20 protein-coding genes and 1 other RNA gene are annotated in these 25,238 nt (G+C 40.7%); 10 read left to right on the top strand and 11 right to left on the bottom strand.

What is annotated here, in order from left to right:
• Positions 1–409 precede the first annotated feature (409 nt).
• The gene (locus tag QUE86_RS02025; protein WP_286258883.1) at positions 410–2,632 is read left to right on the top strand and encodes a TonB-dependent receptor; all 2,223 of its coding nucleotides are present in this window, start codon (positions 410–412) and stop codon (positions 2,630–2,632) included.
• A 39-nt stretch (positions 2,633–2,671) separates the two neighbouring features.
• On the opposite strand, the gene QUE86_RS02020 is transcribed toward QUE86_RS02025, so the two are convergent.
• On the bottom strand, positions 2,672–3,040 hold the full coding sequence (locus QUE86_RS02020) for a hypothetical protein (RefSeq protein WP_130051097.1): 369 nt from the start codon (positions 3,038–3,040) through the stop codon (positions 2,672–2,674).
• A gap of 49 nt (positions 3,041–3,089) precedes the next feature.
• Between QUE86_RS02020 and QUE86_RS02015 the strand changes: the two genes are divergently transcribed.
• Together QUE86_RS02015 and ggt are read left to right on the top strand one after the other, a co-directional pair.
• The gene (locus QUE86_RS02015; protein WP_130051098.1) at positions 3,090–3,650 is read left to right on the top strand and encodes a GNAT family N-acetyltransferase; all 561 of its coding nucleotides are present in this window, start codon (positions 3,090–3,092) and stop codon (positions 3,648–3,650) included.
• Positions 3,651–3,711: 61 nt separating this feature from the next.
• The gene (gene ggt / locus QUE86_RS02010) at positions 3,712–5,370 is read left to right on the top strand and encodes a gamma-glutamyltransferase (RefSeq protein WP_286258880.1); all 1,659 of its coding nucleotides are present in this window, start codon (positions 3,712–3,714) and stop codon (positions 5,368–5,370) included.
• A 70-nt stretch (positions 5,371–5,440) separates the two neighbouring features.
• Here ggt and QUE86_RS02005 read toward each other — a convergent pair whose 3' ends face one another.
• Positions 5,441–6,643 (bottom strand): aromatic amino acid transport family protein, encoded by a 1,203-nt coding sequence (locus QUE86_RS02005; protein ID WP_167658340.1) that lies wholly within the window; start codon positions 6,641–6,643, stop codon positions 5,441–5,443.
• A gap of 405 nt (positions 6,644–7,048) precedes the next feature.
• On the opposite strand from QUE86_RS02005, the gene QUE86_RS02000 reads away from it, so the two are divergent.
• Complete coding sequence (locus tag QUE86_RS02000; protein ID WP_178927182.1) at positions 7,049–7,954, top strand: DMT family transporter; 906 nt, start codon at positions 7,049–7,051, stop codon at positions 7,952–7,954.
• A 24-nt stretch (positions 7,955–7,978) separates the two neighbouring features.
• On the opposite strand, the gene QUE86_RS01995 is transcribed toward QUE86_RS02000, so the two are convergent.
• Entirely contained in the window at positions 7,979–8,857 is an 879-nt protein-coding gene (locus QUE86_RS01995) for a flagellar protein MotY (RefSeq protein ID WP_178927490.1), read from the bottom strand.
• Between the two features lie 216 nt (positions 8,858–9,073).
• Here QUE86_RS01995 and rnt point away from each other — a divergent pair, with 216 nt between their 5' ends.
• Positions 9,074–9,754 (top strand): ribonuclease T, encoded by a 681-nt coding sequence (gene rnt / locus QUE86_RS01990; RefSeq protein ID WP_130051102.1) that lies wholly within the window; start codon positions 9,074–9,076, stop codon positions 9,752–9,754.
• Here the strand turns inward: rnt and QUE86_RS01985 are convergent.
• The gene (locus QUE86_RS01985) at positions 9,738–11,363 is read right to left on the bottom strand and encodes a flagellar assembly protein A (protein ID WP_178927181.1); all 1,626 of its coding nucleotides are present in this window, start codon (positions 11,361–11,363) and stop codon (positions 9,738–9,740) included. The two genes, rnt and QUE86_RS01985, sit on opposite strands and share 17 nt — an antisense overlap.
• A gap of 277 nt (positions 11,364–11,640) precedes the next feature.
• Here QUE86_RS01985 and ssrA point away from each other — a divergent pair.
• Positions 11,641–11,999: a transfer-messenger RNA gene (ssrA, locus tag QUE86_RS01980) on the top strand.
• A 102-nt stretch (positions 12,000–12,101) separates the two neighbouring features.
• Here the strand turns inward: ssrA and QUE86_RS01975 are convergent.
• The 3 genes from QUE86_RS01975 to QUE86_RS01965 form a co-directional block, all read right to left on the bottom strand.
• Entirely contained in the window at positions 12,102–12,653 is a 552-nt protein-coding gene (locus tag QUE86_RS01975) for a hypothetical protein (RefSeq protein WP_167658337.1), read from the bottom strand.
• 68 nt (positions 12,654–12,721) lie between these two features.
• Positions 12,722–13,726, bottom strand: a complete 1,005-nt coding sequence (locus QUE86_RS01970; RefSeq protein WP_286258874.1) for an alpha/beta hydrolase — start codon at positions 13,724–13,726, stop codon at positions 12,722–12,724.
• A gap of 272 nt (positions 13,727–13,998) precedes the next feature.
• Complete coding sequence (locus QUE86_RS01965; protein ID WP_286258872.1) at positions 13,999–14,715, bottom strand: enoyl-CoA hydratase/isomerase family protein; 717 nt, start codon at positions 14,713–14,715, stop codon at positions 13,999–14,001.
• Positions 14,716–14,919: 204 nt separating this feature from the next.
• On the opposite strand from QUE86_RS01965, the gene QUE86_RS01960 reads away from it, so the two are divergent.
• Positions 14,920–15,693, top strand: coding sequence for a sulfite exporter TauE/SafE family protein (locus QUE86_RS01960; protein ID WP_130051145.1), 774 nt, complete (start codon positions 14,920–14,922; stop codon positions 15,691–15,693).
• Here QUE86_RS01960 and QUE86_RS01955 read toward each other — a convergent pair.
• From QUE86_RS01955 to QUE86_RS01945, 3 genes are all read right to left on the bottom strand, one after another.
• A complete protein-coding gene (locus tag QUE86_RS01955; RefSeq protein ID WP_256854571.1) occupies positions 15,683–17,161 on the bottom strand; it encodes a methyl-accepting chemotaxis protein in 1,479 nt (492 codons plus the stop codon). The two genes, QUE86_RS01960 and QUE86_RS01955, sit on opposite strands and share 11 nt — an antisense overlap.
• Positions 17,162–17,168: 7 nt before the next feature.
• Complete coding sequence (locus tag QUE86_RS01950; protein WP_286258869.1) at positions 17,169–18,005, bottom strand: substrate-binding periplasmic protein; 837 nt, start codon at positions 18,003–18,005, stop codon at positions 17,169–17,171.
• Positions 18,006–18,250: 245 nt separating this feature from the next.
• Entirely contained in the window at positions 18,251–18,886 is a 636-nt protein-coding gene (locus QUE86_RS01945) for an SDR family oxidoreductase (protein ID WP_256854570.1), read from the bottom strand.
• 142 nt (positions 18,887–19,028) lie between these two features.
• Between QUE86_RS01945 and QUE86_RS01940 the strand changes: the two genes are divergently transcribed.
• A complete protein-coding gene (locus QUE86_RS01940; protein WP_286258865.1) occupies positions 19,029–20,486 on the top strand; it encodes an OmpA family protein in 1,458 nt (485 codons plus the stop codon).
• A 23-nt stretch (positions 20,487–20,509) separates the two neighbouring features.
• Here QUE86_RS01940 and mnmC read toward each other — a convergent pair whose 3' ends face one another.
• Complete coding sequence (gene mnmC, locus QUE86_RS01935; RefSeq protein WP_286258863.1) at positions 20,510–22,570, bottom strand: bifunctional tRNA (5-methylaminomethyl-2-thiouridine)(34)-methyltransferase MnmC2/FAD-dependent 5-carboxymethylaminomethyl-2-thiouridine(34) oxidoreductase MnmC1; 2,061 nt, start codon at positions 22,568–22,570, stop codon at positions 20,510–20,512.
• A 179-nt stretch (positions 22,571–22,749) separates the two neighbouring features.
• Between mnmC and fabB the strand changes: the two genes are divergently transcribed.
• Together fabB and QUE86_RS01925 are read left to right on the top strand one after the other, a co-directional pair.
• Positions 22,750–23,964, top strand: a complete 1,215-nt coding sequence (gene fabB / locus QUE86_RS01930; protein WP_130051150.1) for a beta-ketoacyl-ACP synthase I — start codon at positions 22,750–22,752, stop codon at positions 23,962–23,964.
• Positions 23,965–24,104: 140 nt separating this feature from the next.
• Positions 24,105–25,226, top strand: coding sequence for a 4-phosphoerythronate dehydrogenase (locus tag QUE86_RS01925; protein ID WP_286258860.1), 1,122 nt, complete (start codon positions 24,105–24,107; stop codon positions 25,224–25,226).
• Positions 25,227–25,238: the final 12 nt, after the last annotated feature.

Genomic DNA, 25,238 nt, shown 5'->3' with positions numbered 1-25,238 from the left:
GCTTTTGATTGCTTAGGAGTATTTAATTAAACATTAGCTGAAGAAAGTACCTCCTACAAGGCGAGAAATTTCTGAAAATTGTCGTTATTTATATGAATATTAGTAAAGGTTGCTTCATGTTTGTTCATTTAAATTGTGTTACGGAGTTAGGTTCTTGAACTAAAACAAAACTAAACATTTATTTTTATTTACTATTTGCAAAGACTGCGATGACTTATAATTCTGAAATGAGATGTTAATGTGGTTTATTTATACAATTTTTGATAAAAATTAAAAAAAATATACATATTTTCACAAAACTGACATATAATACCCCTCCAGAGGAAAGATGCTTATACCTAAGCGTCTTTTTTTATGCCTGAAATTTACGGGTAAAAATACACACACACGGTATCCTTTGGAGTTTTAATTGAAATTACGTCACCTCTCACAGTTAACTGTAGCTATTGTTGCTGCATTATCTACTTCAGCTTTTGCTGAGCAAGAAAAAACCACTGCTAAACAAGATGCTTTCGAAAAAATCGAAGTAACAGCGCGTAAGCGTACAGAAAGCATTTTTGAGTCGCCAACTGCAGTGACATCAATCGGCGAAAACCTGATTGATAAAGCGAACATGAGCAACCTAGAAGACATTGGTAAATACGTACCTAACCTAAACATCACTCGTTATGGTGTAGGTAATGCGGCCCATGCATCTGTATTTATTCGTGGTATTGGTTTACAAGACCACGTGATCACAACTGATCCGGGTGTAGGTGTTTACTTAGATGGTGTTTACCTAGGCCGTCAAATGGGCTCAAACTTATCATTACCAAATGTTGAGCGTGTAGAGGTATTACGTGGTCCACAAGGTACCTTGTATGGTCGTAACACGTTAGGTGGTGCAGTAAATATTATTACTAAGCAACCTGGTGACGAAGGCATTGTAACGACAACGGCAAAAGTAGGTAGCCGTGGTCGTTTAGCCGGTGACGTTTACTTTAATAACAGCCTTACCGACACTGTAAGCATGTCTGCAAGCGTGTCTTATAAGCAACGCGATGGTGTAGGTGAAGCGATTAACCTTGCTAACCCAGAAAAAGAAATCGGTGAAGAGCAAGAACTAAGCGGTCGTATGGCGCTTAAATGGCAAGCAAGCAGCGATTTATCTTTTGTGTTCTCAATTGATGGTGTTGATAACGAATCAGGCCAATCGCCATATACAATTGAATTAACCGCGCCACTGGATCCGAATGACCCGTTCAATGGTGATTTCCCATTGCTAACAGAAGATATGTTACCAAGCGATCCTGATGACTTAGCATCAACGGTAGCAGGTATTGAATCGACAGCTTACTCAGGCTGGGGGTCATCTTTAACTGCTGATTGGGACATAAATAATACTTACACAGCTAAGTTCATTACCAGCTACCGTAGCTCAGAGTATGAAGGTGGTCTGGATGATGACGCTGTTGCTCTTAACTTATCTGAATTCCCTGAAGAAGGCGGCGCAGATCAATATTCATTCGAAATCCAATTAAACGGTAGTTTTGATAATATGGATTTTGTATCTGGCTTATACTTCTTTAATGAAGATGGTTTCACAAGCTCTGGTCCGTTTGTATTTAGCCCGTTTAATACACCAGATGGCTTTCTGAATGATGGTACTACAGCGTCGTTTGGTGATTACGGTTACTTTGATATTAATCAAGAGACTAACTCATACGCGGCTTATATTAATGCAAGTTATGATCTAAGCGACGATTTAACTGTAGGTGGTGGTCTACGTTATTCGAAAGATAAAAAAGAAGCCGATGCTTTGTTCCCAACCTTTGCGGCACGTAAATATGTAAGTGCAGATTTTGATTCAGTAACATGGGATTTAAATGCATCGTACCAGCTTAGCAATAACATGAACGTGTATGGCCAAATCCAAAAAGGTTATCAAACAGGTGGTTTCCCACCGCGTCCATTTGGTGGCCCTGATCAATTTGTTTCTTTCGATGAAACAAAAGCGATTAACTATGAGCTAGGTCTTAAAGGTCAGATACATGAAGACGTATCTATGATGCTTGCTGTGTTTGTTACTGACTACACAGACCTTGCATTACCATTCTCAGATCCAACTGCAGGTGGCGGCTTTGTTACTATCGTAGAAAATGCCGGAGAGTCTAAAGCACAAGGTATTGAGCTTGAGACAACTATCGCATTCACTGATGACTTTACTCTACGCAGCGCAATTGGTTACCTAGATTCAGAAATTACAGAAGTTGATGACGGTGTATTAGGTATTGGTAAAGGTGATTCACCAGCACTCACACCACGCTGGACTGTTATGGTCGCACCTTCTTATTTCATTGATTTAAGTAACGGTGGCACAGTTGCTGTAAACGCTAACTACTCATACCGTAGCGATATGCAAGGCCAATCAGTTTACAACCAAAGTGAACACATTGATTCTCGTGAATTAGTAGGTTTTAATATCTCTTACTTAAACCCGAATGGTGACTTTGAAGTAACTCTTTACGGTGAGAACGTGTTAAACGAAGTATACGATGTGGGTCGTTTACAACAATCTGGTTTTGTTGGTGTAATGCGCAGCAATGACCGCAGTGAATTTGGCTTAAAATTCAAAAAAGAATTTGAGCTTTAATTGATACAAAAAAGGGCAAGTAAATACTTGCCCTTCTTTTTAATTATTTTTCTCTTGCTCGCGTTTTTCGCGTGCTTCTCTCAATTCTTCAGCAAGTTCCTTTGCTTTTTGCTTGGTTTTTTCAGAAAGCTCACCAGCAGCTTCTTTGCTTTCAATCCATGCATCTAAGGCAATTTCTTTACCGTCGTCATACATGCTCAAGCCCATCTTTTTACTCTCTTCGAGTAACTCTTGCAGCGAGTCGTCGTTAAACTCATTGGTGGCGTCTTTTACATCGCTCCAAGCATCGGTTAGCGCCTGCTTTACTTCATCTTTTGCTTCGTTGGCATCTTTTTTGGCTTGCTCTGCATCATCACAACCCGTTAAGGCAATACAGCCAAATAAAACTAAGCTTGCTAATTTGTTCATATTTTTCTCTAATGGTTAATCAACTATTAAGCAGTATAAGCAATAAAAAATGAATATAGCTAGAACAGCACGATTAAGTTTTCGGTTAATGGATGAAAATGATGCCGATCTACTTTATGAACTCGATAACGACCCTGAGGTAATGAAATATTTAACTCGTGGCAAAGTAAGCAGTATGGAGACAATCAAAGAGGTATTTATACCTCGTATGAATGCTTATCGAAATGAGCAAAAAGGGTGGGGGCTATGGCAAGTAAATATCAACGACAGCGATACCTTTATCGGTTGGGTATTGGTAAGGCCTATGGGTTTCTTTGAACAGCCTGATTTCAGTGATTTAGAAATTGGTTGGCGCTTTAAGCAAATGAGCTGGGGCAAGGGATATGCATCTGAGGCAGCACTAGCTGTTGCGCATACGGTGTGTCAGGACCCTGTAGTTAAATCGCTTTCAGCGACTGCATTGAAAGAAAATGTAGGGTCTATAAAAGTGATGGAAAAGTTGGGTCTAACTCATGTAAAGGATTATATGCATAATGATGAGCATGGCGACATACCAGCTGTACTTTATTCGTGTTTTAAAGAGCAGCTTGGGCAAGTTAATCGTAACTAATTGACCTTAAGGGTTACACATGTCTAAATGGTCAAAATAACATCAAGAAAAAGGAAGTACCATGGCAAATTTAGTCAAATACGCGGCACATCTATTCATCGTTACCGCGATATTCTTTCATCCGTTAAGCTTTGCAAAGCAAGCGGCTGTCGCTATGCCAGATAGTTACAGCAGTGATACTGCACGCGCTATTTTAGAGCAGGGCGGTAACGCTGTTGATGCGGCAATTGCGGCACAGTTTGTATTAGCGGTTACTTTACCTGAAGCCGGTAACATTGGTGGTGGTGGCTTTATGCTGATCCAAAAAGATGGCAAAGGTGATTTTATAGATTACCGCGAAACAGCCCCTGCTGCAGCTCATCGCGATATGTACCTTGATGATAAAGGCGATGTTATTGACAACATGTCGGTATATGGTATTCACGCAAGCGGTGTTCCGGGAAGCGTTGCTGGTATGTGGCTTGCACATCAAAAGCACGGCAGTTTAGAGTGGAAAACTTTGCTAGAGCCTGCAGTTAAGTTAGCAGAACAAGGTTTTGTGGTACATCCCAAATTAGCCGCCAGCATTGAGCGTTACATTAAGCGCATGGCGAACAAGTCGGTCAACATTAACTTTGCAGATTACTTTGCTGATGCCAAAGCAAACAAGGTATTCAAGCAGCCGGAACTTGCCGCCACACTGAAACGTATTCGTGATCAAGGTAAGGCTGGCTTTTATGAAGGTGAGACTGCAAAGATCATTGCTGATTTTATGAAGCAACATGGCGGTATTATTAACGAGCAAGACTTAAAAGCCTATCAAGCTAAATCACGTACACCAATCAAAGGCAATTGGCGCGGTTACGAAGTGCTCACATCGCCACCGCCAAGTTCTGGTGGTATTGCTATTTTACAGTGGCTAAAAATGTATGACCTTGCAAAACCAAAGGAAAATCTTGAACACAACTCTACAGCGTATGTACATATTTTGGCTGAAGTAGGTAAACGCGTGTTTGCTGATAGAGCTGAATATTTAGGTGACCCAGATTTTTATGAAGTGCCAAAAACAGCTCTACTTGCAGATGATTACCTTGCTAAACGAGCAAGTACAATTCGCCCAGATGTCATTTCAACAACCGAGAATATCAAACCAGGTTTGTATGAAAGCGAGCAAACAACGCATTTTTCCATTATTGATAAATGGGGCAATGCAGTCGCTAATACCACGACGATAAACCTTAGCTTTGGTAGTGGTGTGGTTGTATCGGGCGCTGGTTTTATTTTGAATGATGAAATGGACGACTTCAGTGCCAAACCAGGTGTGATGAATGTATTTGGTGCAATTGGAGGCAAAGCTAACGAAATTCAACCTCATAAACGTATGTTAAGCTCAATGACACCGACCATTCTACTTCAAGATAATAAAGTTAAAATGGTAACTGGCTCTCCGGGTGGCACCACGATTATTAGCTCTGTGTATGAGTCTATTTTAAATGCGGTTGAATTTGATATGACTGCAGAGCAAGTGGTAGACAGCCCACGCTTTCATCACCAGTTATGGCCTAAAAATGTGATTAGATACCACACAGGTCTTGAACCAAAGGTTGTTAAAGCGCTTGAGAAAATGGGTTATACACTTGATGAGCGCCATTTTGGTGACATGCATGTGATCATTAATAAAGACGGTAAATTAGATGCGGCCTCTGAAGCATCTGGCCGTGGTAAGGCGATGGTGTTTTAATTAAACTTTAAACTTTAAACCAGACACAAAAAAAGCACCCGAGGGTGCTTTTTTCGATTTGATGAGCTGTTTAACCAATAGCTGGAATAAGCCCCGCCATTTGTAAACCTTGAGCACTAATAATAAGCACACCAAACAGGGCGGCGAGTGCTAAACCAATATTACCGCCTTTAACTTGGTAACCCGCATCAGGTTTGCTGCTTCGTTGCTTATAGACCATAGCAACCGGTAAAAACACCGCTAAGATAACCAGTGCAATGGCGGCGTAGCCAAGTGCCATGATAAACCCTTGTGGATAGAATAGCGCAAAGCCTAGTGGTGGAATAAAGGTGATCAAGGCGGTTTTGATTCGATCTTTACTGCCATTACCTTTTTTAAATGCATCAGCAAAAAAGTCGAATAAACCTAAACTTACCCCTAAGAAAGACGTAGCTAATGCTAAATCAGCAAAAATGTTCACAGCAGTGGCAACATGTGGGCTGTGAGCAATGCTAGCGACACTGCTAACAAACCCAGGTAAACCTTGGCTTTGAAGTAAATCGCTTTGACTCATCATACCTTGGCTTAGTAATTGCCAAAAAATATAAATCACTAAAGGCAGTGCTGCGCCTGCCACCATCACTTTACGAAGTGTTTTAATATCTAAACCCACGTATTTCACAATCGACGGAATAGAGCCATGAAAACCAAACGAGGTAAACACCACCGGGATTGCAGATAAAATCAGACCTTGTTCAATCGGCATTTCAAGTAAGTGTTGACCATGCACATAAGGCGTCAGCATGTAAAATAAGCTGGCTAATACACACACTTTAATCGTGAACAGTACGCGGTTAAGCTTATCAACTTTGCTGGTACCGAGTGTCACCACCGTGCCAATCACAATAGCCAGAATAACTGAACCAACTTGTGGCGCTAAAGAAAGCGATAAACCATTGTTGAGCTTTTCTTGTAATTGCGCGCCTCCACCTGCGATATACGCAGCGCATAATGCGTAAAACAAAAACATTACTGAAAAGTTTGCCACCCATTGCCCTCGTTTACCTAACCATGATTTAGCTAATGTATTGAGGGTTGCGTCTCTGTCGGCATATTGATGTAGCTCTAGCATCAGTAATGCTGTGTAGGTCATTAAAACCCAAGTTAAAAAGATGAGTGATAACGCTGTTGTGAAACCAAGCCCTGCAGAGGCTATAGGCAATGCCAGCATCCCTGCACCTATGGTGGTGCCAGCAACAATTAACATGCTACCTATTGTTTTATTTTTAAGCACTTTATGACCCTTAAACTTCGTGAGAGGCAAGCAAGATATAACTTGTTTAACAAAACTTAAATAGTTTTGTTATAAATCAAAGAAATTAAATGTAACCTATGATTTACATGTGCAAACAGGCTGTTGAAATCAGCAAAGCACTTTTTGCCAAATAGCATGAGTATTACTGTTGACAAAATCACCATTTAGGCGGATTCTTAAACTTCTTCAACTTACTTTTTAAATACCATGATGCAGCTAAACCAACGACCAACAAACAATTGTATGCGCCTGACTTCGTCAGTCGTGTGGTCTGTTATGTGCTGCGGTTAATTAAGTAAGTATTACTAACCGCGTTCTAAGCGGTTGGTTATTTCCCTTTTAAATTCTCTTCCGCTTTTTTCGCCTTTTTAAAGGAATAAGCTTGTGCCTGTTAAAGCCTCATATTTTTTAATGGTGGTGATTTGGTCAACAACACCACTGGGTATTGTTTGGAGTAGTGAAACAGTAGCACCAACCCTGGCTGTGTTTTTACGCATGCTGGTGGGGCTGGTGTTGGCTTCGTTTGTCGTTGCAGTAGCCAATATTCGAGTACCTTGGCATCGGCGTGCTTTATTCCTTTATGGCTATTCAAGCATAGGTATTTTTGGTGGTATGTTATTAAGCTACATGGCTGCTAAAACTGTGCCTTCAGGCTTAATATCATTGATGTTTGGCCTTGCACCGATTTTATCGGGCTTACTTGCGCAAAAGATTCTGAACGAGCCTAAGTTTAGTGCCATTAAGCTTAGCGCACTTGGCTGTGCCTTAATTGGTTTGTTTTTAGTGAGCCAACGCCATATTCAAGGTGGAGTAGAGCAGTTAAGTGGCCTGTTATATGTGTTTATGGCAGTGTGCTTTTTTAGCTTAAGTGGTGTGATGATCAAGCGAGTAAGAATAGCTATTCACCCAATGGCTACAACATTTGGTGCTTTGGTATTTGTAACCCCACTGTTTTTTATTACTTGGTTGCTTGTCGATGGTCAACTAAATAGCCAAGTATGGAGTGCAAAGTCACTGTACTCAATTGTTTACTTAGGCGTGTTTGGTTCATTAATAGGTGCGCTGGCTTATTTTCATGTCTTGCAAAAGTTGAACGCCAGCACAGTAGCGTTAACAACTTTGATCACGCCAAGTTTTGCAATCGCGATTGGTGGTTTGCTTAACGCTGAACCAATTGACCAAGCACTGATTGTTGGCGCGACAATCATTATGGTTAGCCTAGCGTTTTTTCAGTTTGGCGATAAGTGGCTAAAGCGCTTTAAACGCGTGAAGTCGGTAGAAATGAGTTAAGGCAAGTAGCCGCTACGGCGGCTACTACATTTTTGCAATTTGAATGACTAAACGACGGTTTTTGTTTCGGTCTAAAATGTTGTCATTGCTGGCGACATGGCGCTTTTCACCGTAACCATCGGTATCTACTTTGCTTTCATCAATCCCTAAACTAACAATGTAATCTTTAATGGCCTTCGCGCGTTTTTTCGATAACTCTAGGTTGTTCCAGCGACCACCGTAGCTATCGGTGTAAGATGATATTGAAATAGATTCAATGTTGGTGTCGTACTTTAAGTACTCGCCAATTTTATCCAAGCGTTTTTGCGATGATTTAGTTAGCTTGCTGGTATTAGGTTCATAATTCATGATTGTGAACGAAATATCCTCAAAGCTGTATGGCAGCATAGCATCTCGGCATTGTAAAAACGCCCAATATGCTTGTTTAAAGTTAACACTCGATAAGCCAACGGCAATTTTATCGGCACTGTTTTGCCAGTCTTGGTAATAAAATGTAGGTTGATAACCTTTTTCAAGTTCGGTAAGCATTTCCCAAGCGGTTTTATTGCCAAGCTCGCCATCAAACTTACGTAATAGCTTCATATTCGCCAAGTCGCGAGCAGGCATTCCTGCACGCCAACTAGGAGGTACAGCTTTTAGACCTGCAATACTGTAGTTGTCTGGGCGTACGACCATATCAAGGTTAAAGTTTACGTCTTTATTTTTACTGGCAGTGGTGCTGAAAATTGCTTCACCATAGTAAGGAACTTCATGATTTAATTGGCATTCTAAGCGAGATGTTTTAACCATTTGCCAGTTCGACATGTCAGCATTAGCTGTATACTCACGCATGGCTGCGTGTGCATTTATACTTGCAACTGAGGTTAATAGGCCTAGGCTTAAAGGAAGTAATGAAAGCTTCATCACGGTAATTCTCCAACAAATCATCAATGCCAAATAATTGGCAATTTTTGTGTTTAATAGCATAAGAACTCTAAACACTGGGCTAGCTGATTATTTTAAAGCAAGTAATGTGCCTAAAAGCTAAGTAAGAATCTGCGATTTCACACTATTTACTCTAGCAGAGTAGCCGTGGTTTTTGACATAATAGCCAGCTTACACTGGCAAACCAAGAAGACTATGGAAAATACTGAACAAACTCTTTTCGCAAAACGCTTTCGTGGCTTTTTTCCTGTTGTGATTGATGTTGAAACCGCAGGTTTTAACAAAGAGACCGATGCGTTATTAGAAATTGCTGCATCTGTACTTAAAATGGATGACGATGGCGTGTTAAGTATTGATCATACTGTGCATTTTCATGTTGAGCCATTTGAAGGCGCTAATATCGAACAAGCAGCCATTGAGTTTAATGGTATTGACCCTTTCTCTGCACTTCGTGGCGCTGTACCTGAGGAAGAGGCGATTAAAGAAATCTGCAAAGTAGTGCGTAAGGCACAAAAAGCAGCAGGTTGTCAGCGTTCAGTTGTAGTGGCCCATAATGCAGCGTTTGATCATGGCTTTTTAAATGCAGCAATTGAGCGTTGTAAAATTAAACGTACGCCATTTCATCCATTTGTTAGCTTTGATACCACATCACTTGCGGGGCTTGCATTAGGTCAAACTGTTTTAGCCAAAGCGTGTAGAACTGCCGGTATTGAGTTTGACAATAAACAAGCTCACTCAGCACTTTATGATACCGAGCGCACAGCAGAATTGTTTTGTTTAATTGTAAACCGCTGGCAACAACTAGGTGGTTGGCCATTGCCTGAAACTGAAGCAACAGAAGAAGAGCAAGACTCAGCCGCTAAAACGACTGAGTGATCTTTCCTTCAAAAAACCGCACCATGTTAGGAGGGTAAATACGTGAAAACTGTTTACTCTCTTGCGCAATCTTAAGTTCCACCCCAGGATGCATTAATTCATTCACTTTTAAACGACTTGTTGCTAATAAGCGGGCAATCTTAGTTTTGACTAAGTGTTTCTTTTTCTTTGTATTTGCCGATTTTATTTTAATCTGCTGCTCGCTGGCTGTGATCTTATTAATATAATGAGCACGCTGGGCTGGGTCTGATATTTTATTGGCTTTTTTTCGCGCTTGTTGTAAAGCAGCTGCTTTCGTTGCTAATAACTTTTCAAAATCATTAATTTGTTGCTGCTTCTGGCGTAAATCATGCCAGTACTGAGCAATGAATACTCTTGTTTTAGTACCAGATGGTGCCCCGAGCTCGCCAGTTTCAATTCGCATGGCATCTAAAATATTACCCCCAATAATTTTGCCTCGCGGATTGTTGGCTTTGCCAACACGAATTAGGCGGCGAGCGCTTAAATCACAATGTAAGGCTTGGCGCTCGATGAATAAATCTTGCTCTGTTTTTATATGGCAGTACTGAGCATAACCAACAGAAATAGTGCGCGAAGCCGTTATGTTGCAAGTAAAATTTTCGACGTTCTCACGTTTTCTACCAACAGCCCCTAGCATAACGGTGACTTCACTTTTACTCTCAATTGTGGCTGATTCAACAAAACCTAATACGGTGATATCACCCGTGGCTTTAACTCGCATTCCATCTTTTACATCACCACTGATAATGACACTGCCATCAAACTCCACATGACCAGTACTTACATCAACATGATGAAAACACAATACATCATCAACTCGCATACCGCGGGGTAGGGCAACAGGCACACCCTTAGCATCGGCAATCAGCATATCACTATTATTTGGATCAATACGCGTCCCTTCGAATGGCTCAAGAGGGAAGTCTTTACCGGGTTTTGCAGGCATTACATCACCAAATACCGTAAAGCCATCTTCACCGGGTGTTGCAGCAACTCTTTGCATCAATGGTGTGCCAGGTTTAACGGTAATAATGGCACCCAAATTACGCATATCGACTTTACCGCCAGAGGTAGCTTGTGGGCTCAGTACGCGGTCTTGTGCTGTTGAGCATAAACGAACGAATTTAGCATCAGTGCCTTCTTTGGGCATTCTGCCATGGGCTACTATTGCGCTGTAATGCGCGCCTGGTGGTTGTTTAAATTGTTGGCCTAAGAATGTATCGAGGGCGCGCATACTAATGCCTTTAATAACACCTGCTTCTGCAAGTACCTCTTGAGCCATATCCATACTTACAATTTGACCGCCACGCGCCGTTGTTAGATTTGCTTCAACCACCATGTTTTTAGCATCGACTTTAACTTCAAGATGAGCATCAACCGCTTTAGCAACTACCAAAGATTGGGTTTGATATTGGCTGCTCGGTGTAAACAACTTGCCAATATTAGCATCAATATATTCGTAGCTGGCATAAGGAGACTGCTCAAGTAATTCAATTAACTGAGTACTGGTAGTTGGAAAACCCGCATCTCGAGGATGCTCACACAAAGAGACATAGCCGCTTTGTTCATCGAATGAAAACATCGACATCTGAAAAGCCCTGTAAAAAACTGCCTGTTATTATAGTTATGTGTTGTTACAGGTTATTTTAGAGAAGGGTAACAACGTTTCCTATTTCAGCACAACTTTTGTACTATGTTAAGATAATGTATGCATTAAATGTAAAAATATGTATAAAAAGAGACTTTTCTTGCTTAAAAATTCAGCATCTAAAGGCACTTAGCAAAAATTTCCCGATTAATACCTTGAGTATGAATAGGCTACTCAGTTATACTGCGTGAACACTCTGAATGAGATACCAAATTCAGGGGCTGATTAGGATTCGACGGAATTCAAGACGCCCGAGGTGCATGTCGAGGTGCGGTTGGCCTCGTAAAAAAGCCGCAATTTAAAGTAATCGCAAACGACGATAACTACGCTCTAGCGGCATAATAGCCCGCTAGCACTTCTCCGGTGTATGTCTGTGGACCCGGTTCTGAAGTGTCACCCTACACGGACTCGCTACGGAAACCCTGGCCGGGGTTGAAGGGCTAAAACTAAGCGGCCTCGCCTTTGCAGATCGTGTTCGTCCGAGCTGTATAAGGTTAACTAAAAGACGATACTAAGCATGTAGTACCAAAGGTCGAGGCTTTTCGGACGGGGGTTCAAATCCCCCCAGCTCCACCAAATATGAAAAAGGCTGCTCTCAGAGCGGCCTTTTTTATTGTCTTTAGAAATTAAATTACCCATTAAGGTGTTTAAATTCAGGGCCAGATTCGTTGGACTATTTTAACGAGAGTTATTTATTCCTAAATCACTTGCTATGGAGTTTAAAAGTAACTCATAAGATTGTTTGTGAGTCGGACTTTCCATCCCTGTAAATCTATTATTCCAATCTTCTTGCCAAGAGGGCAGAGACCTTTTTTGTCCTGGGTCATCTTTTATACGAGCATCTGTTACTTCTCCTTGCCATAGAGCAAAAGCTTCCCTGTCCATATAGTTTAAGTATAAGTCAAATGTTTCAGGTGACCAAAAAGCTCTATGTGAATGCATTTTACTATTTAAGTCTCTGCGATCTTTTAAGATTGTTTCTGGAGTCATATCTTTATATTCGCCCACTTCTTCAATATAGCAATATATATTGTTTAGCTTTTTTCCGATTTTTTCGTATATTTCTGCTCTCTTGGTTATTATAATTTTATTCAAGCTAAAGTTATGATTACTTTCCTGTAATGTCATATTAGTTATTACTCCAAAAGAAGCTATGGAAATTGGCATGGCAATTCCGACAATTAGTTTTGCTATTTCGAGGCTATTCCAAACTTTATTTTTCTTGTCCACTATATACTCCTTTAAATAGTAAGAAGTTTGCAACTTATGTTGTGAAGTAACTTAAAAATAAGTGAATTTTAATTTTTTCTAAGATAAAGCTTCCCGTTTTCAACAACTCTTGTTGGTATTGAGTGTCTATCTAAGTCACCATTAATTGTAAAAAGTAGATCTTCGCAAAAATAATCATCATAGAAATGCCAAGAGTGTGACCAGTTAGCATTACTTTTAACTTTTTCCAATGTTAACCAGTGCTTCTCTACATTGACATTTACTACATTGGAAGGGCTGTTATCAGGTACTCCAACACGGCCAACTCGTGGTTGCGTGCCAAAGCGTTTAACATTTGAAAGCTTTAAAGCAGAGTCTCTTGGGTTTTGGTAATTAGTAATTCTTGTCGCATGAGCGAATAAAGAACTGGATTTTTTATCATCGCCTTGCATTGATTTTCTTGAAATATCGCCACCAATAATAGCTACTTGGCTGACATTCCAATTTATACGCTCTAGCTTTCTGTTTTGGTCTGCTTTGTAGAATGCTTCCCGGATTACATAAGCACCAGTACTATGGCCAATTAAATGGATATCTACATCGCACTTCAGATTATTCTCATTAGCTTGATTCATAGCTAAAAGCATAATGCCGTCTTTTACTAAACTCTCAGCTGTTTTTAGAGCATCGCTTCGGTCTTCTAAGTAGTTTAGTGCCGCGTTAGCGCTGGGCCAATCGAAACTAACTATCGCACCTTTAAACCCTAGCTTGTTTAAGTTCTTTTGTAATAAGTCATGGCGAATCATAATATCTTTAATACTATTATTATATCCATGTACAAATATTAGGATGTCACCGTAGGTATACCCTTCAAGTGGGTGTCCCTTGGGGTGAACTCTTTTCCTATTATTAGTTGCTCTGTTAATTACTTTTTCAAGCCAGTCACCTCTATTTAAAGCTGTTTCAGTAGGGTGGGGATTAAAATTTCCATCGTTTACTTCTAGATATCTAGTAGCACCTGGTTCTGAAATGAAAAACTCTTTTTTACCTTTCTTTTTGGTATCTCTAGTACATATGATTAAATTCGAAAGCATGATTATAACTCCTTTTATATTGGTAAATATAAAAGTTGTCATCGTTTGTTTTTTAATCAAGTTTTTTGGGTGTTTTATTATAAAAATAAGTAATATTTATGGTGGGGTTGGAGCTTTCTATAAAAAATTCTAGTTTCTTTTTATTAGGTTTGTTAAAACCGCTTTTGAGTTTTATCTGGGTTAATTGGGTTGTTTTTTATTTTATTTTTAATGATTTGGTTTTAGGTGCCTTCAACTCGAAGACACCTTTGTCCAGTTACAGCGATTGTTTTCTAAACAACCAACTGAACAGCATCAATAATCGGTTTGTTTTCTATATCAATGGTGTCGATAATATGTTTGTGTAGGCGCTTTTTGTGCTCTGCGAAAATAGCACGTTTTTTATCGAACTGGCTGGCAAATTCGAGGGCGGTATTAAATAAAGTTTCGTTGTCTGGGCAGGCTTGTTCGATTACATGATCAGTGGCAAGTTCGCCTGCGGTAACGCGGCGCCCTGTTAGCATCATCTCGTTAAAGCGATAGTCTGGAATGGCTTTTTTAATAAAGGCGAGCATGCCCGGTAAAAACGGGATTGATAAGTCAACTTCGGGGAAGCAGAAAAAACCACGATCGCTTTGCATAAATCTAAAATCACAAGCGCACGATAAAATTGCGCCGTTACCAAAAGCGTGGCCATTGATCGCTGCAATAACTGGCATTGGGAAGAGTAATAAGCGTTTAAATACAGCATCCATTGAATACATAAAGCCACTTACTTCTGCAAATTTTTGTGTTTTTAATGCGGGCATAAGCCAATCAGTATCTATGCCCAAACTCCATGATTTTTCGCTGCTTGAAGTGATCACTAGTGCTTTGTGCTCAGGGTTACTTTCGATTTCGTCAAGGCTAGTTAAAAAAGCCTCTGCAAAAGCAGGGTTGTGGCGATTTTCAGCTGTTGTCATCGTTAAAATAGCAACAGATCCTTGTGTACTTACATTCATCAGTGTCATGCTACGCCTTTATTTTATTGTGTCGTGGGCATAGTTATATACCATCGCCTTGACAAAATAAACAACAAGTCTGACCAGTCGTGAATTTAGGGGCACTTCTCTTTTGGTTGATATGGTCTTTTAGTCGAAAGGGTTTTCCAATTTGTCGCTAATAGTGATTAGTCATGGTAGCTTTAGGTTAAACACATTATTTAAAGCAGAACAATGGATTTGATCAGTTGGCAGTTTTTGGGTGGAGATTTATTAAGTCCGATCAGCACAATAATGCTCATTGTAGTTGCGGGCTTTACTTCAATGATTTCAGCGGCTTTTGGTGCAGGTGGTGGGTTAATGCTGCTGGTGATCATGGCATCAATACTACCTATGAGTTTGGTTATTCCTGTGCATGGTTTAGTGCAATTAGGCTCGAACGCAAATCGCTTTTTATTCACGTTTAAACATATTGATACGTCGATGTTTGTGTACTTCTCTTTAGGGGGAGTCATCGGGGCGTTGGTTGCCTCAACGATTGTCACATCAATACCGCTTGAATTAATGAAAATAGTGGTCGCTGCCTTTGTGCTTTATTTACTGTGGGGTGTGACGCCAAAGCTCAGAGAAACCTCAAAGTTATGGCGCGTTCTTGCAGGGCTTTGGACCACGTTTATCTCGATGTTTGTAGGAGCAAGTGGGCCTTTGGTTGGCAGCTGCTTATATGTAAATAATTATAATAAGCTTAAATTTACCGCCACATTTTCAAGCTGTATGACAGTGCAACATACCTTAAAAGCGATTTTATATGGGGCTGTGGGGTTTGCATTTTGGCAGTGGTTGCCTTTGGTTATGCTCATGATAATGAGCGGTGCATTAGGCACTTGGCTTGGCCTTAAGTTATTGCACCGCATTTCGTCAGACAAATTTAAAAAGATTTTTCGTTTAGTGTTAACAGTGCTTTCCCTGCAACTCGCGTGGCAGGGGATCATGGCTTTTAATATTTAAACAAACCCAGTTTAGCAACGATGCCATGTTCTAATTCATTGAGTTGGCCTATGGTGTTATCAAGGTGCTGAGCTTCTTGCGATAGGCTCTTAGCGCCTTGGTTAATAAGCTGCATAGTATTTAAGATATCAGCGGTAACACTGGTTTGCTCTTCAGAACTTGCTGCAACGCTCTCGTTCATTTGATTAATGGTATTGATTTGTTTAGCAATATCTTTAAATACCGCTTGGCTTTTTTGATTCGCTTGACTCACTTTATCGCTGAGTGACTTACTTTGCTCTGTTGCTGTTACGCAGTCAGAGGTATTATTGTGTAGCGATATAATAATCGACTCAATCTCAGACGTTGAATCATAGGTTTTACTAGCAAGCGCTCTTACTTCATCGGCCACCACGGCAAAACCACGACCAGATTCACCAGCACGAGCCGCTTCAATAGCAGCATTTAGAGCCAGTAAATTGGTTTGCTCAGCAATACTTTTTATAACATCGAGCACTTGGCTAATTTCATTACTGCTGGCGTTTAGCTGTTTAACTACGTTTGATGTATGGTCGAGCTGTGCAGCTAATTCGTCAACCATGTTGCCATTGGCATTCATGTTTTGTTCGCCTTGTTGGCATAAGCGATGAACGTCGGTTGTTTGCTGCGCGGTTTGATTAGCCCCTTGCGCAATTTCTTTGGTTGCCTCACTTAACTGACTAAGCGCATTGGTTGCAGAATCTGTGCGGTTATATTCAAGCTCGGCTTCGTTTTTAGAGCGCACTGAGGCTTCGTTTACTGTGCTGGCAATCATTTCAAGCTCGCTGGCTGTGCTGCCTAACTCAGTGATGATTTCTTGCACCTGCGCTATAAATCGATTGAAACCATCAACTAAATAGCCAATTTCATCACTAGATTGATAGCTAATGCGTTTTGTAAGGTCGCCTTCACCTTTGACAATTTCATCAACAAGGCTGTTTACGCTATCGATAGGTTTTATCACTAACAGTCGCACGATATAAATAATCACCGCACCCAAGGCGATAAAAGAGACCAGTAAGGTAATAAACATGGTGCGTGTCGACTCAGCAATGGTGCTATGCAGTGCTTGTTGTGAGTAACCAATTTTTATATGGCCAATTAAATTATCTAAATAGTGTAAATCAATAGTTTTGCTAACTGATGCGTTATTGCTTTGCTTAGTGATAGCGGCAAGTGGCTTATTACGATGATCTGTCACAGAAATGCTATGTACATGTTTGTTTTGCGAAAAGGCTTTAATAATCTGATTGATTAACGGCTCGTCATAAGAGAATACCGGTTCAGCTAAAATAACCTGCATTTGCTCATTAAGGGCAGTGATGTCTTCTTGCCATTGTTGTGTTTGATTCGATTTTGCAAGTAGGTAGTTTGCGCTGATCACGAAGATCACGCTAAGTAAAAGGCACAAAGACAGTGCCAAGGTCATTTTATATTTTAATGATTTCATTGTGCGCTCATTGAAATGGGTTAAACCACAAAGGGCTATTTTTATTGGGTGTGTTCGACGATAACGTTGGGTTATCTAGCTCAATAACGCGACGCGAGCTTAAGTTGGCTTTTGATAAAACCATTTGTACTTGGCTGTCTGCCAAAAACATCGCGTTAAATGTGCCATCTTCAATCATCTCTTTTAGGGCATCATTTAATTGCTTGTGTAGTGTGTGATTGTTTTTGTTGACGAAAAAGTAAAGAGGGGCGGTGTATTTAATTACCAAGTTTGGTTCAACCGTAAGGTTAAGTTCTGAGTGGTTGGCAATTTCATCCCAAGGCTCATTCACACCACGTGGGAAGTAATCAAAACGCTCGCCTTCAAGCATAGGGAATAAGTTAGGGTATTTTAATGTGGTAACAACGGGCAATTGGTTCGCTTTTAATATTTTAGTATCTGGCCAAGTTTTACCTTGCCCAGCGGTGAAGCGTTTTAAATCTTGCAAGCTATTTACCGAGCTAAACAGCTCGCGGTTTTGAGCTTTTACAATTGCTACTCGCATGCCAAGTAAGCCACGAAACAAAGGAATATAAACGGCCTGATAATCTTGCTCTAACTGAGTTGATGTCATGCTCCACATCACATCAAGCTGGTTGTTTTTTACATCGTTTAGGATACGCGCGTTAGAGATATCTTTATTGGTTTCGTAAGGGTGAACATAATCTAAGCCAGCCCGTTCAATGGCGCTGATCAATAATTTGTGGGGAAGGGAGGTATCGCCACTGTAGCTCTGTACTTTTACCGGTGCGGCATAACAAGCCGATGTAAAAGCAAAGCAAAAAAGAAAAGCAAAATGACGCATAAAGCACCTTTGTTATTATTATGTAAACAATAAACTAAAGTGCTTTACGCGCTTTCTCAATCTTATTTCTTATGCATACGTATTCATACCAATCCGCAATAATACTTAATCATTTTGAGGGATTAAACCTGTCGCTATCTGCGTTAAAAATTTCTGATTTAAACAACTAAATAACGAAATTTTTGCCTTGCTATCAACAAGGTTTTCTTGCCTCAAAATAGACCACTTAATTAAGCAAATTGGTATCAATCGTTCAGTAGACTGTCGATTGACTTATCACCATTAAATAATTCAAACACTTGTGGTTTTTTCGGTGTATGTTCAGCAAGGTATAGCAGGGTATCTGCTACATCTTCACGGTTGATCACCGCATCTTGGCGGGTTGCAGGTCGCGTAGTTGTCAATAATCCCGTTGCTGCATCATTTTTCAGTGTGCCGGGTCTGACTATGCTGTAGTTTAATTCGCTATTGATCAAATGTTGATCAGCCATGTGTTTTGCAACTAAATACGGTTTTATACTGCTTTCGATATTATCTGGGGCGTCAGCGCCAATTGAACTGACTATAATAAAGTGCTTAACTTTGGCATCGACCGCATAATTAATCGCTTTTACTGCAGCCCATAAATCAATCAGTAAGGTTTTATCTGCACCCGTTGACCCACCAGAGCCAGCACTAAAAATAACTTGTTCAACGCCTTCGAAGGCGCGACTAAAATCGTTTTCGAGGTCTTGCTCGACAATCGTTAAATGACTACTTTCAAGCGTGCTCAGCTTGCTTTTATCTCGAACCAAAGCCACCACGTCATGACCACTTGCCAGCATTTTTTCGGTGGTCATTTTACCTATTTGACCCGTTGCACCAATGATTAAGGTCTTCATATCAAACTCCTTCTAATTGCTTTGTAAGTAAAGACCTTGGGGTGTGAATTTATTTTTAAAGGGGTACAAGCAAACTTTGAATAAAAAAGTATTATTTGGCATAGTATTTAATTGGGTACAAAATCAATTAAAAGGACTTAAAGTGAAAATATATTTTAATCTTTTGGTGGTGGTAACATTAGCATTTTGCAATGCGGTATCTGCTAATCAATGGCTATCACCTTATCCAAATAGTAACGTTGAAAAGTCGGTTAAACTCAGTGGCGAACAGACACAATTACTGAGTCAGTTTGATGGCAGTAAAAAGTCATCAGAGCGATTTAGTTACAAAGACTTTATTGGCGATGTAAACCACACATTGTACGAAATAAACAATGTTGCCACTCTCAAAGTATTTGAAAACTATAAACACGCTTTACTCACCGATGGTTTTAATATTGTTTATTCTTGTCAGCTAGACGCTTGCGGTGACAGCAGTGATTTTGCAGTGGAAGTCGGTTACTTTCAGCTCTATAATTATCATCGTAAGCCATATTATCTACTTGCCACTAAAGGTGAAAAGCCTGAGTTTGCTGTGTCGTTATTTGTTGGCCAGTACAACAGTAAAACGCGTGTTATGAGTAGCTCAATTGCGATTAAAAAGCTTGAAACAGGTCTGATAAAAGCCAATACAGCTGCTTTTGCAAAACAGCAATCAAACCCCGTTACCAAAGCACCTAAAGACGATATTAGAGGCTCAAGCGATCATCCATTACTTAGCCGTTATCCTGGTAGTTTTATTGAAGACTACGAGCAAATTGATTACGAAGAATTTTCACTACCAACAGGAATATTTAAACGTAAAAACAAAGCGCTACCTGCTGAAGATGTGACAGGCGATATCACTCGTATTACTTATGAAATTAGAAAAGTATCAACCCTTAAGGTTTTTCATAACTATGTGTCTGCCTTAACAAAAGAAGGCTTTGAAACGGTATTTAGTTGCGAACGTCAAGCATGTGGTGACGACCGTAAGGCAATACAAGCACTTGGTGATCACTTGTCGGTAAAACAAGTTTATAACTATTATCGTCAGCCGCGCTATCAGTTAATGAAAAGCACCACAGAAAATCAAACAACCTATGTTGCATTTTTTGTGGGTAATTACCAAGGCACTACGCGAGTGCAGCTTGTTATAATTCGAACAGAGCCTTTACAAGGAGATTTAGTTAAAACCAATCCGGACCAGGTGTTAAAGCAGCTAGAACAAAAAGGTAAAGCAGCCATTTATGGTATTTACTTTGATCATGATAAATCAGACATTAAGCCAGAGTCAGCAGAGTCATTAAAAGTGATTGCGGATGTTTTAAATAAAAATAACAGTTTAAATTTGTACGTTGTTGGTCATACTGATGATAAAGGGAGCCCAGAATATAATTTAGGGTTGTCATCTAAGCGAGCTAAAGCGGTTGTTAAAGCGCTCGTGAGTCAATACGGCATTAAAGAGTCGCGTTTAATTGGTTATGGTGTAGGCCCTTATGCGCCAGCTGCCAATAATAAAAATGATTTGGGTCGTCAGCTAAACCGGCGCGTAGAGCTAGTTGAGCGATTAGGTAATTAATTTAAAGGGGCTTTTTAGCCCCTTTAAATTTTATTACGAATTAGGTCGCGTACAATAAAGCGGGCGGGGTGAATAGCTTGACTCACGCGTTCGCTAAATGGTCTTGGTTCATTGCTTAAACAAGCAATTAAATGCTCTGCACATAAAGGGGCACTGCACAGGCCTCTTGCACCAAAGCCAGTGAGTACATGCAAGCCTTGCAGAGGTTTCGTTAAAGTTTGGTACTGATATCGCTTACCTAAGCGAAGATTAGCAAACGCGCTTACATAATCACTTTGTTCAGCCCACTCACCAGCCATGGGTAGATGGTCGATGAAGGTGCATCTTACTGCTGCTTTTGCCGCTGTTATCTCACCTAAGGTCGTTGCAAACTCGCTGTCTGTGTAAAAACTTAATAGTTGTTCGCGATTGGTGTGGTTGTCTTGCTCTTTAACTTCACGGCTTTTTGAGTTTTTTTCAAAGGTCGCGCCCATACAATGATGACCCTGATATTCAGGGGTAAAATAGCCCTTATGGCAAAGCACGGTCTTTAGGCGTTTTGACTGCTCGCTTGCTTGCACATGCGAGACTTGGCCGCGCACACCCACAACGGGCAGAGCGCGAGTTTGACTGAACTGATCGCTGTGTTCACCAGCACAGTTAATTACATCGCTAAATGGTCCGAATGTTTGCTCTTTAGAGTGTAATAACCAGCCATCAGCGGTTTTTTCTAACTTTTCAATATGGCAATTAAAGTGACTGTCCATTTTATTATTGGTAGTCGCACTTAAAGAATTTGCGGCATTAAATAGTGCTTTAACCAGAGCTGGTGGATTTACCCAGCCGCCTTTTGCAAAGAATACACCTGAATAACCCGTATCCACGCCGGCAATTTCGTCACCTTCTTCAGCGCTTACATTACGCATTAATTCAGCTGGCCAAAGCGCTTTATCGGCAAGGTTTTGATGTTTATCTGCTAGACCTTGTTTAACTGCATGTTGCAATACACCACACCACTGGTGAGGGTAGTCAAAACCATCATCAAGTAATTGCTGGTAAAGACGCATCGCATATAAAAAGCTATGGGCAAACATTTCACTGTGCGGTGAATTCTTCGCTTGTAGATGCGGATAAACAGCTCCTTGCACATTATGTGAAGCGCCCATGGCAAGCGCTTCATCTTGGCAAAAAAGCGTGGCTTTTAGGCCTCTTTTTGCCAGTGAATACAGTACACTGCTACTGGCAATACCGCCGCCGATAACAGCTACATTACTCAGTTCACTTTGCTGATGAGCAAAATACGCAGGCCCTGATTGTTGCTCATTAGGTTCGGTGAGCTCGCCAATCAGCATTTCGCGCTTTTTGCCATAGCCTTTTGCTTTACTCATGCTAAAGCCCGCTTCGATGAGTCCTCTTCTTACAAAGCCTGCGGCCGTGAAAGTGGCGAGTGTGGCGTTTGCTCTTGAGATAGCTCGCATCTTGTTGAATAAGCTTTGCTGCCACATATCTGGGTTTTTACTTGGTGCAAAGCCATCTAAATACCACGCATCAACAACCCCTTCGCTTGGGTAGCTCATGGTATCAATACTGTCTTGCACGTCACCAAAATAAAGATCGAGTATTAGTTTGCCGCCTGCAAATTCAAGGCGATGACAACCTGCCAGATTAATAGGGTATTGAGCAATCAGTTGCTCACTATATTCATTTAAATTAGGCCAGGCTTTGAGTGCTTGGGCGAGATCATCACGCTTAATAGGAAACTTTTCAAAAGAGATAAAGTGCAGGCGGTTAACACTTTTTTTGTCAGCTTTTTTACCACTAAGGTCGTGTTGATTTTGAACTTCTAGCTCTGCATGCTGCCTATCAAGGTAAGCAGCAAAGTGTTGCCAAGTATTTAAAAAGTTAAGCCCCGTACCAAAGCCTGTTTCAGCAATCGTAAAGTGGTTACGGTCATGATTTTGTAATCGTTGCGGGATATGGTTTTGTTGATAGAACACATAATGTGATTCGGCTAAGCCATCGTCATTAGAGAAATAAACATCGTCAAACTGATCGGCGACAGGGGTACCAAGGTGATTAAAATGAATATGTGCGTTTTTGATCATGGTTTAACTAATTAACTACAAACTTTTTTCATTATTTTACGTGTTTTCTTTGAAATAGTCTGGCGTTATTTATAAGCTAGACATTCAGAGTACATGTGTACGCTAGAAAGCTGACCACTTCGAAAGTAATTTCAGCGTAAAATAGAACACAATTTAGTATAGAGCTAAGGTAATTACCCATGAGAAGAGCCGTTATTACGGGCATCGGTGTTGTTTCAAGCATCGGTAACAACAAAGAAGAAGTATTAGAATCATTAAAACAAGGCCGTAGTGGTATTGCGTTCAACCAAGAATTTGCTGACTACAACCTACGTAGTAATGTATCTGGCAAAATCGATATTGATGTTAAAGAGTTTGTTGATCGTAAAGCAATGCGTTTTATGGGCGATGCTGCTGCATACGCTTATATTTCAATGTCTCAAGCAATTGCAGATGCAGGCCTTAGTGAAGAGCAAGTTTCAAACGAGCGCACTGGTTTATTAGTGGGTTCAGGTGGTGGTTCATCTAAATGGCAAGTTGAAGCGGCTGATATTTTACGTGAAAAAGGCGTAAAACGTGTTGGTCCATACATGGTACCGCGTACTATGGCGAGTACGACTTCAGCGTGTCTTGCAACACCATTCAAAATTAAAGGTGTTAACTATTCAATAAGTTCTGCGTGTGCGACATCAGCACACTGTATTGGTCATGCGGTTGAGCAAATTCAACTAGGTAAGCAAGACGTAATTTTTGCAGGTGGTGGTGAAGAGCTTCACTGGACACTCGCTATGGAATTCGATGCAATGGGTGCATTGTCTACTAAGTACAATGAAACACCAGAGAAAGCATCACGTACATACGATGCAAACCGTGACGGTTTTGTTATCTCTGGCGGTGGCGGTATCGTTGTTGTTGAAGAACTTGAGCATGCACTTGCTCGTGGCGCGCATATTTACGCAGAAATCACAGGCTACGGTGCAACATCTGACGGCTACGATATGGTAGCTCCATCAGGTGAAGGCGCAGTTCGTTGTATGAAACAAGCAATGCAAGGTCTTGAAGGCGGTATTGATTACTTAAATACCCACGGTACTTCAACACCTGTTGGCGACGTTAAAGAGCTTGGTGCTATTCAAGAAGTATTTGGTGGTAATTCACCAATGATCAGTGCAACCAAAGCGATGACAGGTCACGCTTTAGGTGCAGCAGGTGTTCACGAAGCAATCTTCTCGTTATTAATGCTTGAGCATAACTTTGTTGCTCCATCTATCAACATTGATGAACTAGATGAGCAAGCTGCAGGTCTAAATATCGTAACTGAGCGTAAAGACGTTGAACTTAACAATGTAATGTCTAACAGCTTTGGTTTCGGTGGCACTAACGCCACACTAGTAATGAGCAAATATAAAGGTTAAACCTCTCCAGTATTTGCTTAAAGCCGAGCAATTGCTCGGCTTTTTCACATAAATAACCCCAAAATCGTCTTAGTTGTTACCTATCCGAATACTGATAAATTCGCTACAATAGCGCCACTTTCTGCCTTTCGGACACACAAATGAAAATTCTTGCAGATCAAAATATGCCATTGGTTGAGCAGTACTTTGCCGATTTTGGTGATGTTGAGCGATTTGATGGTCGTAGTCTACAGCCAGAGCAGCTTGTCGGGGTCGATATTTTGTTAACTCGCTCTGTTACGAATGTAGATAAAAGCTTATTAACTCAAGCAGGTAAATTAAAATTTGTGGGCACAGCAACTATAGGTGTTGATCACATTGATATTGAACTACTCGCTGAGCGAAATATAGCATTTAGTAGCGCACCAGGTTGTAATGCAGTTGCAGTCGCTGAATATGTTATTAGCAGTTTATATTCTTTGAGCCAAGAAAATTCCAGCTCATTACAAGGTAAAACTATAGGTATAGTTGGCGTTGGCAGCATAGGCAGCTGTTTACGTGATAAGCTAAGCCTGCTTGGTATGAATGTGCTGCTATGCGATCCACCAAAACATGAAGCCGGTGAGTTGGCAGAGCATATTGAGTTAGACGCATTATTAGCTCAAGCTGATATCGTAACTTTTCATGTGCCGCTGGTTAAGCAAGGGCCACATAAAACCTTGCACATGCTAGACGAAACGCGCTTAAAGGCACTTAAGCCTGGAATGACTATTATCAATGCAAGCCGTGGTGATGTGATTGATAACAAAGCATTGCTTGCACTGTTTAAACAAGGCGCAAAATTAGATTGCGTGCTTGATGTTTGGGAAAACGAACCCAATATACTGACTCCTCTGCTTGATTATGTGCGTTATGCCAGCGTGCATATTGCAGGGCATACACTCGAAGGTAAGGCCCGCGGTACACAAATGCTGTATCAGAAAGTATGTGAGCTTGAAGGTATCGCAGCACTTAAATCTCTGGACGACTTTTTACCAGAGCCAATTAGTCATTCTGTCACATTAGGTGAAACCTTTAACCAAGACGATATCGGCCGCTTGGTGCACTTAATTTATGATGTGCGTCGTGACGATGGCATTTTACGAAGTAAATTAGCAAGCGAAGGCTTTGATAGTTTGCGTAAGAATTACCCGCCACGACGAGAGTTTAGTACTTTGTCGGTGGCTGCTAACAGTGCATGTGAAGGCGCATTAGCTGCACTGGGATTTAGAATTAACGAATAAAGTCATTTGCTT

It is taken from the genome of Pseudoalteromonas apostichopi (assembly GCF_030297135.1).
GTDB lineage: Bacteria > Pseudomonadota > Gammaproteobacteria > Enterobacterales > Alteromonadaceae > Pseudoalteromonas > Pseudoalteromonas apostichopi.
Note: the sequence above shows the minus strand (reverse complement) of the source record. Positions and strands in the feature narration are given on the sequence as shown.

Coding starts and splice junctions, on each gene's coding strand:
- QUE86_RS01955 (WP_256854571.1), bottom strand. CDS start 17,161: ATGAAATCATTAAAATATAAAATGACCTTGGCACTGTCTTTGTGCCTT.
- QUE86_RS01965 (WP_286258872.1), bottom strand. CDS start 14,715: ATGACACTGATGAATGTAAGTACACAAGGATCTGTTGCTATTTTAACG.
- QUE86_RS01995 (WP_178927490.1), bottom strand. CDS start 8,857: ATGAAGCTTTCATTACTTCCTTTAAGCCTAGGCCTATTAACCTCAGTT.
- QUE86_RS01985 (WP_178927181.1), bottom strand. CDS start 11,363: ATGTCGATGTTTTCATTCGATGAACAAAGCGGCTATGTCTCTTTGTGT.
- ggt (WP_286258880.1), top strand. CDS start 3,712: ATGGCAAATTTAGTCAAATACGCGGCACATCTATTCATCGTTACCGCG.
- QUE86_RS01970 (WP_286258874.1), bottom strand. CDS start 13,726: ATGCTTTCGAATTTAATCATATGTACTAGAGATACCAAAAAGAAAGGT.
- mnmC (WP_286258863.1), bottom strand. CDS start 22,570: ATGATCAAAAACGCACATATTCATTTTAATCACCTTGGTACCCCTGTC.
- QUE86_RS01950 (WP_286258869.1), bottom strand. CDS start 18,005: ATGCGTCATTTTGCTTTTCTTTTTTGCTTTGCTTTTACATCGGCTTGT.
- QUE86_RS02015 (WP_130051098.1), top strand. CDS start 3,090: ATGAATATAGCTAGAACAGCACGATTAAGTTTTCGGTTAATGGATGAA.
- QUE86_RS01925 (WP_286258860.1), top strand. CDS start 24,105: ATGAAAATTCTTGCAGATCAAAATATGCCATTGGTTGAGCAGTACTTT.
- QUE86_RS01960 (WP_130051145.1), top strand. CDS start 14,920: ATGGATTTGATCAGTTGGCAGTTTTTGGGTGGAGATTTATTAAGTCCG.
- QUE86_RS01945 (WP_256854570.1), bottom strand. CDS start 18,886: ATGAAGACCTTAATCATTGGTGCAACGGGTCAAATAGGTAAAATGACC.
- rnt (WP_130051102.1), top strand. CDS start 9,074: ATGGAAAATACTGAACAAACTCTTTTCGCAAAACGCTTTCGTGGCTTT.
- QUE86_RS02020 (WP_130051097.1), bottom strand. CDS start 3,040: ATGAACAAATTAGCAAGCTTAGTTTTATTTGGCTGTATTGCCTTAACG.
- fabB (WP_130051150.1), top strand. CDS start 22,750: ATGAGAAGAGCCGTTATTACGGGCATCGGTGTTGTTTCAAGCATCGGT.